The sequence below is a fragment of the Actinoplanes sp. 13 genome (genome assembly GCF_056134165.1).
In genome coordinates this window covers 238,986-254,500 of the sequence record NZ_JBVYOQ010000006.1, presented here as the reverse complement: position 1 = coordinate 254,500, position 15,515 = coordinate 238,986, and the positions used below count along the sequence as shown (strand labels likewise).

Annotated in this window: 21 protein-coding genes; 11 read left to right on the top strand and 10 right to left on the bottom strand. The window is 71.0% G+C overall.

Features of this window, described 5'->3' with window-relative positions; all coding sequences use genetic code 11:
- Positions 1–333 precede the first annotated feature (333 nt).
- Positions 334–690 carry a DUF6401 family natural product biosynthesis protein gene (locus tag AC0NH5_RS15805; protein WP_474404206.1) on the bottom strand — a complete coding sequence of 119 codons (357 nt, stop codon included), beginning with the start codon at positions 688–690 and terminating at the stop codon, positions 334–336.
- A gap of 417 nt (positions 691–1,107) precedes the next feature.
- On the opposite strand from AC0NH5_RS15805, the gene AC0NH5_RS15800 reads away from it, so the two are divergent.
- A complete protein-coding gene (locus AC0NH5_RS15800) occupies positions 1,108–1,506 on the top strand; it encodes a hypothetical protein (protein ID WP_474404444.1) in 399 nt (132 codons plus the stop codon).
- Here the strand turns inward: AC0NH5_RS15800 and AC0NH5_RS15795 are convergent.
- Entirely contained in the window at positions 1,494–1,703 is a 210-nt protein-coding gene (locus AC0NH5_RS15795) for a hypothetical protein (RefSeq protein ID WP_474404204.1), read from the bottom strand. The two genes, AC0NH5_RS15800 and AC0NH5_RS15795, sit on opposite strands and share 13 nt — an antisense overlap.
- Before the next feature lie 271 nt (positions 1,704–1,974).
- Here AC0NH5_RS15795 and AC0NH5_RS15790 point away from each other — a divergent pair, with 271 nt between their 5' ends.
- Complete coding sequence (locus AC0NH5_RS15790; protein WP_474404202.1) at positions 1,975–2,523, top strand: hypothetical protein; 549 nt, start codon at positions 1,975–1,977, stop codon at positions 2,521–2,523.
- A gap of 226 nt (positions 2,524–2,749) precedes the next feature.
- Here AC0NH5_RS15790 and AC0NH5_RS15785 read toward each other — a convergent pair whose 3' ends face one another.
- Positions 2,750–2,932, bottom strand: coding sequence for a hypothetical protein (locus AC0NH5_RS15785; protein ID WP_474404200.1), 183 nt, complete (start codon positions 2,930–2,932; stop codon positions 2,750–2,752).
- Positions 2,933–3,002: 70 nt separating this feature from the next.
- Entirely contained in the window at positions 3,003–3,467 is a 465-nt protein-coding gene (locus tag AC0NH5_RS15780; RefSeq protein WP_474404198.1) for an SRPBCC family protein, read from the bottom strand.
- Between the two features lie 101 nt (positions 3,468–3,568).
- Between AC0NH5_RS15780 and AC0NH5_RS15775 the strand changes: the two genes are divergently transcribed.
- Complete coding sequence (locus AC0NH5_RS15775; RefSeq protein ID WP_474404196.1) at positions 3,569–5,158, top strand: phytoene desaturase family protein; 1,590 nt, start codon at positions 3,569–3,571, stop codon at positions 5,156–5,158.
- A gap of 219 nt (positions 5,159–5,377) precedes the next feature.
- Here the strand turns inward: AC0NH5_RS15775 and AC0NH5_RS15770 are convergent, their stop codons facing one another.
- Complete coding sequence (locus AC0NH5_RS15770) at positions 5,378–5,623, bottom strand: hypothetical protein (RefSeq protein ID WP_474404194.1); 246 nt, start codon at positions 5,621–5,623, stop codon at positions 5,378–5,380.
- A gap of 234 nt (positions 5,624–5,857) precedes the next feature.
- Here AC0NH5_RS15770 and AC0NH5_RS15765 point away from each other — a divergent pair, with 234 nt between their 5' ends.
- Together AC0NH5_RS15765 and AC0NH5_RS15760 are read left to right on the top strand one after the other, a co-directional pair.
- The gene (locus AC0NH5_RS15765) at positions 5,858–6,076 is read left to right on the top strand and encodes a hypothetical protein (protein ID WP_474404192.1); all 219 of its coding nucleotides are present in this window, start codon (positions 5,858–5,860) and stop codon (positions 6,074–6,076) included.
- A gap of 14 nt (positions 6,077–6,090) precedes the next feature.
- The gene (locus AC0NH5_RS15760; protein ID WP_474404190.1) at positions 6,091–6,966 is read left to right on the top strand and encodes a helix-turn-helix domain-containing protein; all 876 of its coding nucleotides are present in this window, start codon (positions 6,091–6,093) and stop codon (positions 6,964–6,966) included.
- Here the strand turns inward: AC0NH5_RS15760 and AC0NH5_RS15755 are convergent.
- Entirely contained in the window at positions 6,942–7,397 is a 456-nt protein-coding gene (locus AC0NH5_RS15755) for an SRPBCC family protein (protein ID WP_474404189.1), read from the bottom strand. The genes AC0NH5_RS15760 and AC0NH5_RS15755 overlap by 25 nt on opposite strands.
- A 109-nt stretch (positions 7,398–7,506) precedes the next feature.
- Between AC0NH5_RS15755 and AC0NH5_RS15750 the strand changes: the two genes are divergently transcribed.
- From AC0NH5_RS15750 to AC0NH5_RS15730, 5 genes are all read left to right on the top strand, one after another.
- Positions 7,507–8,694, top strand: coding sequence for a glycosyltransferase (locus tag AC0NH5_RS15750; protein WP_474404186.1), 1,188 nt, complete (start codon positions 7,507–7,509; stop codon positions 8,692–8,694).
- 94 nt (positions 8,695–8,788) lie between these two features.
- Positions 8,789–9,706: an ABC transporter ATP-binding protein gene (locus AC0NH5_RS15745; RefSeq protein ID WP_474404184.1), complete on the top strand. Its 918-nt coding sequence runs from the start codon at positions 8,789–8,791 to the stop codon at positions 9,704–9,706.
- Positions 9,703–10,443, top strand: coding sequence for an ABC transporter permease (locus tag AC0NH5_RS15740; protein WP_474404182.1), 741 nt, complete (start codon positions 9,703–9,705; stop codon positions 10,441–10,443). Before AC0NH5_RS15745 ends, AC0NH5_RS15740 begins: the two co-directional genes overlap by 4 nt.
- 13 nt (positions 10,444–10,456) lie before the next feature.
- Positions 10,457–11,719 (top strand): sensor histidine kinase, encoded by a 1,263-nt coding sequence (locus tag AC0NH5_RS15735; protein ID WP_474404442.1) that lies wholly within the window; start codon positions 10,457–10,459, stop codon positions 11,717–11,719.
- Positions 11,716–12,345: a response regulator gene (locus AC0NH5_RS15730; protein WP_474404180.1), complete on the top strand. Its 630-nt coding sequence runs from the start codon at positions 11,716–11,718 to the stop codon at positions 12,343–12,345. The genes AC0NH5_RS15735 and AC0NH5_RS15730 overlap by 4 nt, the downstream gene beginning before the upstream one ends.
- 85 nt (positions 12,346–12,430) lie before the next feature.
- On the opposite strand, the gene AC0NH5_RS15725 is transcribed toward AC0NH5_RS15730, so the two are convergent.
- The 4 genes from AC0NH5_RS15725 to AC0NH5_RS15710 all read right to left on the bottom strand — a co-directional run bounded on the left by AC0NH5_RS15725 (position 12,431) and on the right by AC0NH5_RS15710 (position 14,887).
- Positions 12,431–12,847, bottom strand: coding sequence for a VOC family protein (locus tag AC0NH5_RS15725; RefSeq protein ID WP_474404179.1), 417 nt, complete (start codon positions 12,845–12,847; stop codon positions 12,431–12,433).
- Complete coding sequence (locus AC0NH5_RS15720; protein ID WP_474404178.1) at positions 12,840–13,673, bottom strand: helix-turn-helix domain-containing protein; 834 nt, start codon at positions 13,671–13,673, stop codon at positions 12,840–12,842. The genes AC0NH5_RS15725 and AC0NH5_RS15720 overlap by 8 nt, the downstream gene beginning before the upstream one ends.
- 109 nt (positions 13,674–13,782) lie before the next feature.
- Positions 13,783–14,286, bottom strand: a complete 504-nt coding sequence (locus tag AC0NH5_RS15715) for a hypothetical protein (protein WP_474404176.1) — start codon at positions 14,284–14,286, stop codon at positions 13,783–13,785.
- Between the two features lie 91 nt (positions 14,287–14,377).
- Positions 14,378–14,887 carry a GNAT family N-acetyltransferase gene (locus AC0NH5_RS15710; protein ID WP_474404175.1) on the bottom strand — a complete coding sequence of 170 codons (510 nt, stop codon included), beginning with the start codon at positions 14,885–14,887 and terminating at the stop codon, positions 14,378–14,380.
- Here AC0NH5_RS15710 and AC0NH5_RS15705 point away from each other — a divergent pair.
- Positions 14,869–15,405, top strand: coding sequence for a hypothetical protein (locus AC0NH5_RS15705; RefSeq protein ID WP_474404173.1), 537 nt, complete (start codon positions 14,869–14,871; stop codon positions 15,403–15,405). The two genes, AC0NH5_RS15710 and AC0NH5_RS15705, sit on opposite strands and share 19 nt — an antisense overlap.
- The last annotated feature ends 110 nt before the right edge of the window (positions 15,406–15,515 follow it).

Here is a 15,515-nt window from a genome sequence, read left to right as displayed (position 1 = left end):
TCGCTCCCGGGGACGCCTCCGGTTGGTGGGCTCGCTCCGGGCCGGTTGCGGTGGTGGGCTCGTTCCGGGACCGGTTGCGGTGGTGGGCCCGTTCCGGGACCGGCTCCGGTGGTGGGCTCGCTCTCGCGCGGCGAGGCCAGTGACGTGAAACGGGGCCGGCTCCGGATGTCCGGTGCCGGCCCCGTGCGGGCGGTCTTCGGGTGCTGAGCGGCCGAGGACCGGCCGGGACGATCAGGTGGGAGCGGGACGGTCAGGCGGCAGCGCGGATCGGGTCAGCGCAGGGTTGGTCCGCACGGATCTGGTCGGTGCGGGACCTGCTTGGCGCGGATCTGGTCAGCGCGAGGCGGGCAGGGTGCGCGCCAGTACGCAGACGGCGAGGAGGCGGCGCAGGACCCAGTCGTTCTGGGTCCAGTCGATCCCGTCCTCGGGGGCGGTCCAGCCGTGCTGGAAGGCTGCGTCGCGGACGCCCTCCGCGTACGCGGCGAGCAGGATCGCGGTCAGCGGCCGGTTGTCGGCGTCGAGGCTGTCCCGCACGCCGGCGGCGTGCTGGTCGATCACCGACATGAGGCCGGGGTTGCCCTCGGCGGCGGCGAGACCACTGACCCCGACAGCGGCGGTGAGGTCGGCGAGCGAGGTGTGGGCGGAGCGCTGAGCAGCGCGAGCGGCGGCGTTGCTGAACAGGCCATTCATGAGAAGAAACGTTAGGCAGCCACGGGTGACCGACGGTTCCCCTCGAGGTGCAGGTCGGTTGAACCCGCTCCGGGTGGCAGATCAGCCGAACCCGTTCTGGTGAGAGATCGGTTGAACCCGCTCCGGCGGGGAAAGAGCGAAGGGCGCCGGGACGGCCGGCGCGAATGGGAGCGGCAGGGGGCAGCGGTGGCGGGTGCGGGGCCGGACGGCGGGCACGGGCAGGCCGGGCAGCAGCCTGACGGCGGGCACGGGCAGGCCGGGCAGCAGCCTGACGGCGGGCACGGGCAGGCCGGGCAGCAGCCTGACGGTGGGCGCGGACAAATCGGGCAGCAGCCGGACGGTGCGCGCGGGCGGGCCGGGCAGCAGCCGGAAGGGCTCCAGGACGGGCCCGATTCGCGGCACCGCCGTCCGGACGGGCTGGACGACGTCACGGTAGAAGCGCTGGGCAAGCTCAGCGAGGCCCTGGAGACGGTGGAGCGGGTGCGCGGGCACCTTTACTCCATGCACCAGCTGACCGGAACCGCCGATTTCCAGCTGGACGAGGCCGTCTCGCTGTTGCGGCAGGCCGGGCACGCCAAGATCGCCGAGCGGATCGAGCGTGAGCTGATCGGGCGCAACGTGATCCCGGGGCACTGGACGTTCCAGATCGTCGAGGAGTACGACGACGGGTATTACGCCGAGTTCCGGAACCTGGAACGCGACGCCCGGGAGCAGTTGGCTCAGGGGCGCCGGCACCTTTACGAAGCGGAGTTGAAGGAACGCCGTCGCAGCCACGGGCGAGCGGGGCACGAGGCGAGGCCCGGTTACTCCACGTAGTCGACGGTTTCCGGGCGACGGCGTTGCGCGTCGTCCGCGATGATCACGGTTGCGACGAGGAGGGCCACCACAACAGCGAAGAACCAGGACGCGTCGTCGACCAGCCTGGCGGCTAGCGGAGCCTGGAACGCGGCGAGCAGAAAGCCCACCCAGGCGTAGCGGCGCTGACGGTCGGAAAGGAAACCGGTAGATCGCACTCGGACAGTGTGGCGCGATATGTGCCGATCGCCGTCACCCGTTCGGCCGATTCTCCGTTGACCGATGGTGCCCCCCGCGTTGCGTCGCCGTCACTCAAGCGTCTGGCTCACCAGCCTGTTTCTGCTGGCCGGAATGGTTGCTGTAACCGCCTGTTCCGGTTCCGAACCGCGGCCGCCGCACCCCGTGCCGTCGGCGCCCGATCGGGTTCAGGCCGGGCCGCTGCAGGATCGGACCGGTGCTTGGCTCACTCTGGGTGACGCTGCGAGCAGGGTGCGCGTTCATCTGGCGAAGCTGCCGGGCCAGCTGTACAGGGTCAGCACCGGGCCGGACTCGGGTGTCGCCCCGGTGGTGAGCCGCAACGGCGGGCGGGTGGTGGTGCGCCTGCGCGGCACCGGCCGGGACGGGCCCGACGAGGTGCGAATCGTGTTGAACCGGGACGTCCGGTGGGACATCCGGCTCCCGGCCGGTGCGGGGGAGCAGCAACTGCACCTGCGGAACGGCCGGATCACCCGGGTGGAGATGGGCACGTCCGGGCTGGCCGAGGTGTGGCTGTCCGACCCGGAGGGGACCGTGCCGGTGACGTTCACCGGCGGGATCGGCACCGCGGTGCTCACGGCGGACACGGGCGCGCCGTTCAAGGTCCGGTTCCGGGAGGGCGCGGGAGCGGTCAAGACGCCGTGGGCCGCCAACAACGGGACGGCCGCGGGGACGGTGCTGCGGGAGCGCGGGTACGCCCGGGCCGAGGACCGCTATCTCATCCACGCCGAGAAGGGCCTGGGCAAGCTCGTCCTGCGCCGCGTCCACTCCGGCATCAGCTGAACGATTGTGTTGTGTGGGGATTCGGGGCGCGGAGCGCACCCTGAATCCCCACACGAAGGCGCACGGGAGCCGGCGGCCGGGCGGTGGAGCCTGAGTGGCAGCAGGCCGCCGCGGGAGCTCGAGTGGGCAGGTCAGCCCGGAAGCCGGGCGACAAGCTCGCGTCGCAGCGAGCGGGCCGGCGAACCGGCGGGACTCTTACTGGGTCGTACCGAACCGGGAAGATCTTTCAGTGCGGCCCGGTGTGCCCCGTCGTGCTCGGACGCGAATCGGTCGCGACGTCCTGGCCGGCGTCGTTGTCCGTGGCGTCGTTCTGGCCGTCGGTGTCCCAGGTGGCCATCGCCTTGTTGAGCTCGTCGAGCGGGAGGCGCTCCTCGTCGCGCCAGGCGGCTTCGTTATCGCGATCAGTCATGGTCGTCGGGTACCCCGTTGCCGCAACGAGAAACGGCCGCCCGCAGGCGGCCGTTCCGAGAGCTGGTGGATCACGCGCCGGGGCGGTCCACCTGGCCGCGCCAGGCGCCCGTCTCGATGCCGCCGCGACCCTCGATGAACTCCTTGAACCGCGCCAGGTCGCCCTTCACCCGGCGGTCGATGATGCCGAGCTTGTCGCCGGCGGTCTCGACGATGCCCTGCGGGTCGAAGTCCATCTGGACGGTGACCCGGGTGTGGGTGTCGTCGAGGCGGTGGAAGGTGACCACACCGGCCTGCTTCTCACCGCCGGTCGCGTGCCACGCGACCCGCTCGTCCGGCAGCTGCTCGGTGATCTCGGCGTCGAACTCGCGCCGGATGCCACCGATCGCGGTCTTCCAGTGGGTGTGGGTGTCGTCGATCTGCTTGATCTCCTCGACACCCTCCATGAACCGAGGGAACTCCTCGAACTGGGTCCACTGGTTGTAGGCCGTGCGTACCGGGACGTCGACGTCAACGAATTCGGTAACCGTGCTCACGCGGTGCTCCCTTCACTGTTCCCCGCCGTTCTTTTCGCTTGATCCAAGGGGTGCCCGGCCGCGGCGGGCCTAAACAACGGCGTCGTGGGTAGCGTCTGTTCGTGGAGAATGTGGATGCGATCGTGATCGGCGCCGGCCACAACGGGCTGGTGGCCGCGAATCTGCTGGCCGACGCCGGCTGGTCGGTACGGGTCCTGGAGGCGACGGCGCAGCCCGGCGGCGCGGTGCGCTCCGGGTTCGTGACCGCGCCGGGATATCTCTCCGACCTGTTCAGCTCGTTCTATCCGCTGGGCTACGCGTCGCCGGTGATGCGCGCGCTGCGCCTGGACGACCAGGGGTTGCGCTGGACGCACGCCCCGGACGTGCTCACCCACCTGCTGCCGGACGGCCGCGCGGCCACGATCAACCTCGATCTGGAACGCACGATGGCGTCGATGGAGCGGTTCGCGCCGGGCGACGGCGAGCGGTGGAAGCATGCGTACGACGACTGGCGCGCCGTCTCCGCGCAGATGCTGGGCACGCTGTTCACCCCGTTCCCGCCGGTGCGCGGCGGTCTGGGCCTGGCCCGGAAACTGCGCGTGAGCGGTTCGCTGCGGCTGGCCCGGCGGCTGGTGCTCTCCGCCCGCGAGCTCGGCTCGGAGCTGTTCCAGGGCGAGGGCGCGCAGATCGCCCTGGCCGGGTGCGCGCTGCACACCGACCTGTCACCGGAGGAAGCGGGCGGCGGCGTGTTCGGCTGGCTGCTCACCATGCTCGGCCAGGAGGTCGGCTGGCCGGTGCCGGTCGGCGGCGCCCAGCAGATCACCGACGCCCTGGTGCGGCGGCTCATCGAGCGGGGCGGCGAGATCGTGTACGACGCACCGGTGTCCCGCGTCCTGGTGGCCCGCGGACGGGCGATGGGCGCCCGGACCGCCGACGGCCGTGACTGGCGGGCGCGGCGCGCCGTGATCGCCGACGTGACCGCTCCGGCGCTCTTCCTGGACCTGGTCGGTGAGCGCTGGCTGCCGTCCCGCTTCGTCGAGGACCTCGAGCACTTCCGCTGGGACGGTGCGACGCTGAAGGTGGACTGGGCGGTGCGGACGAAGATGCCGTGGAAGAACCCGGCCGCCGCCGGCGCGGGCACCGTTCACCTGGGCGCCGACCTGAACGGCCTGACGCATTACGCCGCGCATCTCGCCGCCGGTGAGCTGCCGCCGAAACCGTTCGTGCTGTTGGGGCAGATGACGACCGCGGACCCGGCGCACTCGCCGGAGGGGACCGAGTCGTTGTGGGCGTACACGCACCTGCCGCACCGGAAGTCGTGGACGGCCGACGAGATCAGCATGCAGGTGGAACGGCTGGAGTCGGTGATCGAGGAGCAGGCGCCCGGGTTCCGCAACGAGGTGGTCGGGCGGAACGTGTTCTCCCCGGCGGACATGGAGCGGGAGGACCCGTCCCTGGTCGGCGGTGCGCTGGGCGGCGGGACGTCGGCGGCCTACCAGCAGCTGTTCCTGCGGCCGATCCCCGGCCTGGGGCGGCCGGACACGCCGGTGGACCGGTTGTTCATGGGTAGCGCGTCGGCGCATCCGGGTGGGGGCGTGCACGGGGCGCCGGGGGCCAATGCGGCGCGGGCGGCGCTGGCACGGGACCGGGCGGTGGCGGGTGAGGCGTACCGAGCGGTGATCGGGGCGGCGCACCGGGCGATCTACCGCTGAGCCGGCGGGCGTGGACGGCGGCGCGCAGGGCGCGCCAGAGCCGGAGCCGCCGCGAGCTGTCGGCGGCGGCGAGCACTTGGGCGAGGCTGTCGCGTTCAGCCGGCGGCACGAGATAGATCACGATGAGGATCGGGAGGGCGGCGGCAGCCAGCTCGGTGAGGACCACGAACACGACGAGCGCGGCGACGGCGGCGGCGACGATGATCGACTCCACGGCGATCACCCGCTGACCAGCGCCGTGAGCGTCAGCACCAGCGCGGCGCTGACTGCCAGCCCGAAGACCGCCAGCGCTGCGGCGACCCTGATGATCAAGCCGGCCGGGGCCAGGATGCCCTTGAGGGCACGCATCGCCATGAGAAGGCAGAGGCCGGCGAGCAACAGGTAGAGCGGCTGGGCGAGCACGGCGGGTTCCATGGTCGTCTCCCGGGTCAGTCGATGGGCGGCTGTTGCGGGGAGTGAGGTCATAACTCCTTAGAGCGAATATCCGAGATCCCTGACTGCATATCAATGAATATTCACCAGATGGCAAAAGGGAGGTACGTCCGAGATGACCAGCTAGTTGGCAGGTGGATATGATGCGATCTGCTAGGTGGCTAGCGCTATTCGATCAAAGATGGTGGGATGGCGGTCGTTCTTCACCTGTTGGAGTGACCGACACTTTGTCCGATGAGGGTGCATAAAATGTCATATTCTCATGCCATGAGCAAACCACCTAAATCGGACATGTCTCTTCAGGTCATCGCGGGGGTGTGTTCCACCGGCAGCTGTCCCACGGTGTACCGGACCGACCGCGGGTCGCTTGTCGTCCAGGGCTACGCCGTCTCCCCCTCCGCGGCGGGGGTCGATGTGCCGGAAGGGGAGTCGCTTGTCGAGATTCCGCTGGAACTGCTGCTGGACGCTGCTCGTCAAGCATCCTGACCGGAGGCCGGGCGGTGGCTGAGATCCTCCTCCCGCCCGGCTCCGGCGGGCCGCCCATCGGCGCGGCGCTGCGGGCGGCACGCAAACGCTCAGGTCTTACCGGAGCGGAGCTCGCGGCTCGCGCCGGCATGAGCCAGGCCAAGGTGTCCCGCCTCGAGACCGGGGCCTCCGCTGCGGACCCGTCCGATGTGGAGACGCTCGCGGAAGCGATGGGTCTCCTGCCCGCCGAGATCGCCGACCTGACGGCGCTGGCCCGGCAGAACCGGGACCAGATGCGGGACTGGGGGGTCGAGCCGCAGGACCTGCCCCGGCGGCAGGTGGAGATCGCCGCTCTGGAACGCGAGAGCAGAGAGATCTGGGTGTTCAATCCCGCGATCGTTCCCGGCCTCGCGCAGACCAGCTCCTATGCCGAGGCGCTGTTGCTGTCGCTGACCCGCATGCACCGTCCGGACGACGAGACCCGGGGGTTGCGTTCCGACGTGATGGCTGTGGTCGCGAAGCGGATCGAACGGCAGCAGTCGCTGGCGTCCACCCGGAAGTCGTTCTCCTTCGTCATCACCGAATCGGTCCTCGGCACCGGGATCGGGTCGCCCGAGGACATGCTCGGGCAGATCAAGCGGCTGCGGGAGCTGTCACGTCTGCCGAACGTCTCATTCCGGATCATCCCGTCCCGGACGTTCATCACGGACGCGCCACTGCACTCGTTCGAACTGCTCGGCACTCAGGCGGTCATCATCGACCTGTTCAGCACCTCGGTCACGTCGCAGGGCAGGGCCGTCGTCAAGCTGTACCGGGAGCTGTTCGGCCGCCTCGAAGCCGCCGCCGTCGCCGACGTCGACACCGCCCTCGACGAGTACGCCGGGCACTACCGCCGCTTGCTCGGCGCCTGAGCCCGCTCCGCGATGTCCGCCAGCCGCCGCAGCGTCTCGACGTTCCGGCGGTGCAGGATCAGGTCGTTGACCTTGTTCTGCACCCACCGCAACGGCCCCGCCGCGAAGTCCTCATGGATGATCACCCGGGTCGCGCCGTCGCCGGCCGGTTCCAGCCGGATGTCGACCAGCGCCGCCCCGAGCGGCCACAGCCCGGCGTTCAGCCGCAACCGCCGGCCCGGCTCGCAGGAGAGCACCGTCGACGCGTCGTGCAGGGAAAGGGGCCACGGCCCGGCCTTGTGATGAAGTTTGCTGCCGGGCGTCGGCCAGTTGTCGTCCACGTCCCGGACGTGCACGGTGCCCACCACCCAGTCGCTGTAGGTCCAGCCGTCGGCGAGGACGGCGAAGACTCGGTCCGGTGAGGCCTTTACGATTCGCGCAACTGTCGCCACGGCCCTGGGATTACCCTGCTTACGACGCCCGTAACGATCCAGCCATGTTTACGCCCGAAGCCCCTGGGCAACTGGCACCGCGTATCCGATTCCGGCTGGAGGAGACCCCGTGCGAATTGCGATGATCTCCGAGCACGCCAGCCCGCTCGGCGCTGGCGCGCAGAACGCTCATGTCGCCGAGCTCTCCGACGCGTTGGCGGACCTCGGTAACGACGTGCGTGTCTACACCCGGCGCGAGGACACCGACACCGCCGAGGTGGTGCTCGCCCCGAGCGGTGTGCACGTCGTCCACGTCCCGGCCGGCCCGCCCGAGCCGATCCCGGCCGACCTGCTGCTGCCGCACATGGGCGAGTTCGCGCGGGTGCTCGGCGAGATGTGGACCCGGGGCGGCTGGACGCCGGACGTGGCGCACGCCCACTTCTGGACCAGTGGCCTGGCCGCGGTGACCGCGGCACGCCAGGTCGGCATCCCGGTCGTGCAGTCGTTCCACGAGATCGGCGCGGTGGAGCCCGGCCGGACCGGCGGGCCGTCGCGCGCCGGTTACGAGCGTGCTCTCGGCCGGGCGGTGGACCGGGTCGTCGCGCAGACCCAGGACGAGCTGAGCGGCCTGGTCCGCATCGGCGTCCCGCGGTCGCGTCTCACGGTCGTGCCGGCCGGTGTCGACAGCATCCGGTTCACCCCGGAGGGCCCGGTCGCCCCGCGCGACCCGGAGCGCCCCCGCATCCTCTCCGTCGGCAAGCTGGTCGAGCGCAAGGGCTTCGGCGACGTCCTGCAGGCGATGCAATACGTTCCGGGCGCCGAGGTGGTCGTGGTGGGCGGGCCGTCGCCGGAGCAGCTGCCCGCCGACCCCGGCGCGAAGAAGCTGCGGGCGATGGCCGAGCAGCTGCGGATCTCCGACCGGCTGCGGCTGGTCGGCGCCGTGCCGTACAAGGACCTGCCCAGCTGGTACCGCTCCGCCGACCTGCTGGTCGCCTCGCCGTGGGAGGAGCGGTCCGCGCTGGAGGCGATGGCCTGCGGCGTGCCCGTGGTGGGCACCGCGGAGGGCGCCCTGACCGAGACCGTGGTGGACGGGCTGACCGGCGACCTGGTCGCGGGGCGTGACCCGCGGGCGATGGGCGGGGCGCTGCGGCGGCTGGTCAACGACAAGGTGCGCCGTTTCACGTACGCGACGGCGGCTCTGGATCGGGCCCGCCAGGCGTACTCGTGGAAGCGTGTCGCCGCCCAGATCGGCTCGGTCTACTCGGCCGTGACCGGCCTGCGGCGTACTCCCGAGACGAGCCCGGAGGCCGCGGCGTAGGACCCGGTGCAGGCGGTCATCCACCGATCGGTTGACCGCCGTCATCGCTCGCTGTTCGATTCGGGCACCCCGGTGCTCGGGCGACGCTGGGTGCATGACAGTCATCGAGGTCAGAAACCTGGCGAAGAGGTACGGCGACACCGTCGCCGTACGGGACGTCTCGTTCGCGGTCGAGGCCGGTGAGATCTTCGGGATCCTCGGGCCGAACGGGGCCGGAAAGACCACGACCGTCGAGTGCATCTCCGGTCTGCGTACCCCGGAGTCCGGCACGATCACGGTGCTCGGCCGGCCGTCCGGCGACCGCTCGCTTCGCGCCGCGGTCGGGGTGCAGCTGCAGGAGGCCGAACTCCAGGAGAAGCTGACCGTCCGGGAGGCGCTGGAGCTGTACAGCTCCTTCTACCCGGACCCGGCCGACTGGCGGAAGCTGGTCGCCGACCTGGGTCTCGACGCCAAGGTGAACACCCGGTTCGGCAAGCTCTCCGGCGGGCAGAAGCAGCGCCTGTCGATCGCGCTGGCGCTGATCGGCAACCCGCGGATCGCCATCCTCGACGAGCTCACCACCGGTCTGGACCCGCAGGCGCGGCGCGACACCTGGGAGCTGATCTCCTCGATCCGCGACCGCGGCGTCACGCTGCTGCTGGTCACCCATTTCATGGAGGAGGCCGAGCGCCTCTGCGACCGGATCGCGGTGATCGACAAGGGTGAGGTCGTCGCCCTGGACACCCCGGCCGGTCTCGTCTCGCGGACCGGCGACGAGCAGCGGATCCGGTTCCGCCCCTCCACCCCGATGGACGACGCCCTGCTCACCGGCCTGCCCGAGGTTCGCGAGGTGAGCCGGCAGGGTGACCGGATCGAGGTGATCGGTGACGGCAACCTGCTGCACGCGGTCGTCTCGGTGCTCGCCCGCAACGGCATCGTCGCCGCCGAGCTGCGGATGGAACAGAACACTCTGGACGACGCTTTCGTCCACCTGACCGGCCGCACCATGAGCTCCGAGGAGTCACCCCGATGAACGTCTTCGTCAAGCTCACCGTGAACGAGTTCCGGATCTCGCTGCGCGAGCCGTTGTACGTCTTCTTCACGCTGCTGTTCCCGCTGCTGCTCCTCGTGATCCTGGGCAACGTGCCCGCGATGCAGGAGACCATCCCGGAGGCCGGCGGACTTCGGGTCCTCGACCTCTACGCCGGCATCGTGATCGGGATGACGATCGCGATCATCGGGTTCCAGGGGATGCCCGCGGTGCTCGCCACCTATCGCGAACGGGGGATCCTGCGGCGGCTCGCCACCACCCCGGTCCGGCCGACCGTGCTGCTCGGCGCCCAGCTCACGATGAACCTGATCACCGTGCTGGTCGCCGGTGCGCTGGTGCTGACCGTGGCCACCCTCGCGTTCGACGTGCCACTCCCGCAGGCGCCGTTCACCTTCCTGCTCGCGATCCTGCTCAGCTGCGCCGGGGCGTTCGCCCTGGGCCTGTTGCTCGCCGCGCTCGCGCCGTCCGCCAAGACCGCCAACGCCATCGGCACCGTGCTGTTCTTCCCGTTCATGTTCCTCGCCGGGTTGTGGGCGCCCCGCGAGGTGATGCCCGAGGTGCTGCAGCGGATCGGCGACTACACGCCGATCGCGGCCGGTCAGGATCTGATCGTCGGCTCGCTCACCGGACAGTCGCCGGGCCTGCTCCCGGTTATCGTGCTCCTGGGATACCTGGCCGTCTGCGGCGCGGTAGCGGTGAAGCTCTTCCGCTGGGAGTGATGGGGTGACGGACATGCTGGACGCGGAGGAGTCGGAAGGCTCGCAGCAGGTCCGCGAGTGGTGGCTGATCTGGCTGACGAACGGCACACTGGTCGGCTCGACGGTCCTGGCGCTGCTCACCCGCGATCTCCTCCCCGGCCGGCCGATCCCCCTGATCCTCGGGCTGAGCGTCGCGGTGGCCGGCTGGATGTTCTGGTGGGTCACCCTGCATCCGCAGTGGCACGACCGCCGTGGGCTGATGATGGTGTTCCTGACCGGACAGATCCTGCTCAGCGCGGGTCTGGTCTATTGCAGCCCGTTCTTCGGCGTCTTCAGCTGGACCGGATACCTCTTCGTCGGTTACACGTTGCCTCCGGGCCGGTTGCGGATCCTCGGCGCCGTCCCGGTGGCCGCCGTTTCGGCGGTGTCGCACATCGGTGGCTTCCAGAACATCCAGGGGCTGGACGGGTCGTTCATCTATCTCGCCATCTTCGCCTGCAACGCATTGATCGCCCTGGTGATGCTGTCGGTGGAGAACCGCAGCGAGGAGAACGCCCTCCGGCGGACCCGGATGATCGACGAGCTGGCCGAGGCGAACGCGAAGCTGGAAACCGCCATGAAGGAGAACGCCGGTCTGCACGCCCAACTGGTGTCGCAGGCCCGGGAGGCGGGCGTCCTCGACGAGCGGCAGCGGATGGCCGGTGAGATCCACGACGTGCTCGCCCAGGGGTTCACCGGCATCGTCACCCAGCTGGAGGCGGCCGAGGCCCACCCGGGCGAACGCGACCGGCATCTGGCGACGGCGAAACGGCTGGCCCGGGAGAGTCTCGCCGAGGCGCGCAGGTCGGTGCAGGCGCTGCGCCCGCAGCATCTGGAGGCGGCACGGCTGCCCGAGGCGCTGGACGAGGTGGTGCGCGGCTGGGCCGACCTGCACGGGATCCGCGCCGACCTGACCACCACCGGCGCGGCGCGGCCGCTGCTCCCGGAGATCGAGGCGACGTTGTTGCGCACCGCTCAGGAGGCCCTGGCGAACGTGGCCAAGCATGCCGCCGCCGGCCGGGTCGGCCTGACGTTGTCCTACATGGAGGATGTGGTGAGGTTGGACGTGCGCGACGACGGCACCGGTTTCGACCCGGCCGAGCCGCAGGAGACCACCGCGGACGGCGGTTTCGGGTTGCGGGCGATGCGGGAGCGCCTGTCCCGCATCGCCGGAACGCTGGAGGTGGAGTCGGAGCCGGGTGCGGGGACGGCCGTCTCGGCGTGTGTGCCGGCGATAGCGGTCGGAAGTGCGGCGTGATCAGACTGGTCATCGTCGACGACCACCCGGTGGTCCGGGACGGCCTGCGCGGCATGTTCGCCGGCGACGACCGGTTCACGGTGGCGGGGGAGGCCGGCGACGGCCGGGAGGCGCTCGCCGTCGCCGAAGCCGTCACGCCGGACGTGGTGCTGATGGACCTGCGGATGCCGGTGATGGACGGGGTCACCACGATCCGCGAGTTGAAGGCCCGCGGCTCCCGCGCCCGGGTACTGGTGCTGACCACCTACGACACCGACAGCGACGTGCTTCCGGCGATCAAGGCGGGGGCCACCGGCTACCTGCTCAAGGACACCCCGCGCGAGGACCTGTTCCGGGCCGTGGAGGCCGCGCACCGGGGCGAGTCGGTGTTGTCCCCGGCGGTCGCCGGCCGGCTGATGGGTGAGCTGCGCTCCCCGGCGAAGGAGCCGCTGAGTCAGCGCGAGCTGGAGGTGCTGACGCTGATCTCGCAGGGTTGCACCAACCGGGAGACGGCGGGCCGCCTGTTCATCAGCGAGGCGACGGTCAAGACGCACCTGCTGCACGCGTACGCCAAGCTCGGCGTCCGCGACCGGGCCTCCGCGGTGGCCACGGCCTTCGAACGGGGCCTTCTCGGCGGCCGCGAATAACCGGCGTGGGGGTACGACCCAGCAGAGTCCCACGCTCCGGCCCGGACCGCCCCGGGCGGCACACCGGGCCGTCCCCGGCCCCCGCTCATGAGCCCGGGCGCGGTTCACCCCGGTAGGTCCCGAACGACCACAGGTTGCCCTCGGGATCCTTGACGATGAAGTCACGCGACCCGTAAGCGGTGTCGACGGGCTCCTTGACAACCGTCGCACCGGCCTTGACCGCACGTTCGTAGAGCGCGTCCGGCTCGTCGGTGACCACGTACGCCCCGAACGTCCCCGGCCGCAGCCGCCACGCCCGCTCCGGGTCGTCGTGCACCGAGCCGAGCATGATCCCGCCACCCGCCGGCCAGCTCAGCTCGCAGTGCTCGACCCGGTCACCTTCGCCGTGCACCGCGGTCTCGACGAAGCCGAACGCGTCGACCAGGAACCGGATCAGCCCGCGGGCGTCGTTCGCCGCCAGCGTCGGCCACACCTGCGGCGGTGGAGTCCTCGCATCAGTCATGCCACCCATCCTGGGCGCCCCCGCCGGCCAGGGCTTGGACAAAACCGAACTCGTCGGCCAGCCATCGACTCGGTGAGCAGCCCGCGAACGCCTGAAAGTCGCGGACCAGGTGCGACTGGTCGGCATATCCGTGCGCGGCGGCCACGTCCGCGAGCCGGACGTCCGGCCGCACCGCCCGCCGGGCCCGGTCGAACCGCGCGACCCGGGCCGCCTCCTTCGGGCGCAACCCCAGCTCGGCACGGAACCGGTCGGTCAGGTGCCGTCCGCTCCAGCCGACCTCGTCGGCGAGATCGGCGATCGTCACGCCGCCACGCACGAGCCGGCTGAAGGCGTACCGCACCTGGGTGGAAGGGTGACCGTCACGCAGCAGCCCGCCCAGCATGGTGTCGAGGACCGCGAAGCGGGCCGGCCAGTCCGGCGCCGCGCACAGCCGCTCCCGGACCTCGTCCACGAACCGGTCACCGAGCACGGCCGCCGCCGGCACGTCCAGGTTCGCCAGCTCGCCGGCGGGCAGCCCGAGCAGGTCCCGGCAGCCGACCGGATGCACCGCCACCTGCACCCCGGACTGGCTGCCCCGGTGGGTGATCAGCGCCGGCCGCAGATGCAGTCCACCGGCCAGCGCGGCGTATCTTCCCGGAGCCTGCCGCGGGTCCGGATGCGCGGCGACCACCAGCGGATCGTCCAACGTGAAGATCAACGTGAGGTACGGCGACGGCAGCCCCCGGTGTCGCGCCGGCGCCAGCCCTCGCTGGCGATATCCGGAGTAGCCCACGACGCAGTGCCGCAGCCCCGCTGCCGGGCGCCCCATCGCGTACTCGTCGACCACGCACCCAGTATCGGCGACGTTCCCGCTGCGTGGCCGGGTCACGTGAGCGGTTGATCGTGCGTGGTGATTTCGGGTGCGCAGCGCACCCGAAACCACCACGCAGAACTGGTCAGACGGTGAGGGCCTGGGCGAGGTCGTCGCGGAAGGAACGCTCGCTCTCGGTCACCGTCTCCGCGCCGAGGCCCAGCAGACCACCGGTGGAGGCCGCTCCCACGACCGCGTCGGCGATCTCCAGCAGCCAGTGCCGGTACGTCTCGGCGTCGGCGAGCGAAGCCTTCGCCGCCAGCAGCGTCGCCGCCTCACCGGCCCGCCCGAGCACGTCACTCGCGTACCCCATCGGGTCGCTCGGCTCGATGACCGGCGGATCCTCGCCGATCTCCGGGTCACCGGCCTCGGCCACCGCGGCCGAAGCGATCGCGGACACCAGCCGGCTCGCCGACGCCCGCGCGTCCGAGATCCGGTCCAGCCCGGCAGCGCTCTCCTGCCTGGTCTTGCGCGCGCTGTCCGGGGTGGCGGCGCTGGCCGCGGTGAGCACCGACTGCGGCAGGCCGGCGAGCAGCCCCCACTCGGCGTCGGTGTAGCCCAGCTGGGCGTAAAGCGGTTCGTCCGTCACGCGTGGATCCTCTTTCCTGTACGGATGGCCGACAGCATTCTTACCTACCCCGTTCCACCGGCCACGCCACCGTGCGCGGATCAAATCCGTGTTACGTCCGCGCGGCGGCCGACAGCTCGAACCAGTAGCGGCGCAGATCGCCCCGGACGCCCTCGAACACGCCGCCGCACCGTTCGATGGTCTTCACCGAGGCGACGTTGTCGACCGCGCAGACGGCCAGCACCCGCCGCAGACCCTGCCGCCGCGCCTGGCCGAGGACCTCGCCCAGCGCCCAGGCACCCAGTCCCCGCCCGCGCGCGGACGGCCTGATCCCGTAACCGACGTGCCCGGCCCACCGCACGTAGTCGTCGTCGCCGTGCCGCAGAGCGATCCCCCCGAGCACCCGGCCGTCCTCGAAGATCCACCGATAGGTGCACCGGTGCGTCGCGGCCGATGGGTGCTCGGCGAGCCGGGTGACCCAGTTCCTGAAGCCTTCCGCCGTGTGCACGTCGTCGGACGCCCGCAACCCGAAACCGTCCTCGTGCGGTCCCGGCCCCCACTCCGTATGAGCCTGCAGCCAGGCCACGTGCAGCCTCGCGTCCGGTGCGATCAACTCAGGCATCGAACGACCGTACAGCTCCGCACGCGGCAGCGCTTGCCGATTCGCCGGGCGACCGGTCCAGCTACGACACTCGGGCCGCCGGGCCGTTTCCGCAGGCTGTTCGCGATCTTGCGCAGGTCGAACTACGACCGTTCGTGATTGCAGGCCGTACCGATGGGGAGGAAGAATCGTCCCAATCGCGAGAAACGTGCCTCGGTGGGACCAGGGTGATCGTTCCGTGCGGCGTGGACGAGATCAATGACCGGAGGAGTGCATGCCATGAGCGGGCTCAGCGATCAGCACCACGTCGGGCGACCAATTGCGCCGGCAGGTGCGGTAGTGGCGATCTGGTCGACCGGTGGGCGAGAGTCATCGTGGCGGTACTGTTCGACCGGGACGCCGCCTTCCGTCGTGCTGCCGAGACGCGGGCGCGGCTGGCGGCGCGCAAGACCTGGGCCGGCACGGCCCGGACTCTTCTGGGTGCCGTCGGTCTGCCGCCCTCCGCGAGGGTCCGGCCGGCGCTGGAACTGCTGGCGTAGCAGCGGCAGGCTCTGGCGGACCGGCTCGGCCGGGTGCCGCCGGCCATGCCGGCCGCCGCCCATCGCGAGGTGGTGCCGGACACCGCAGAGGCGATCGACTGGGACGACCC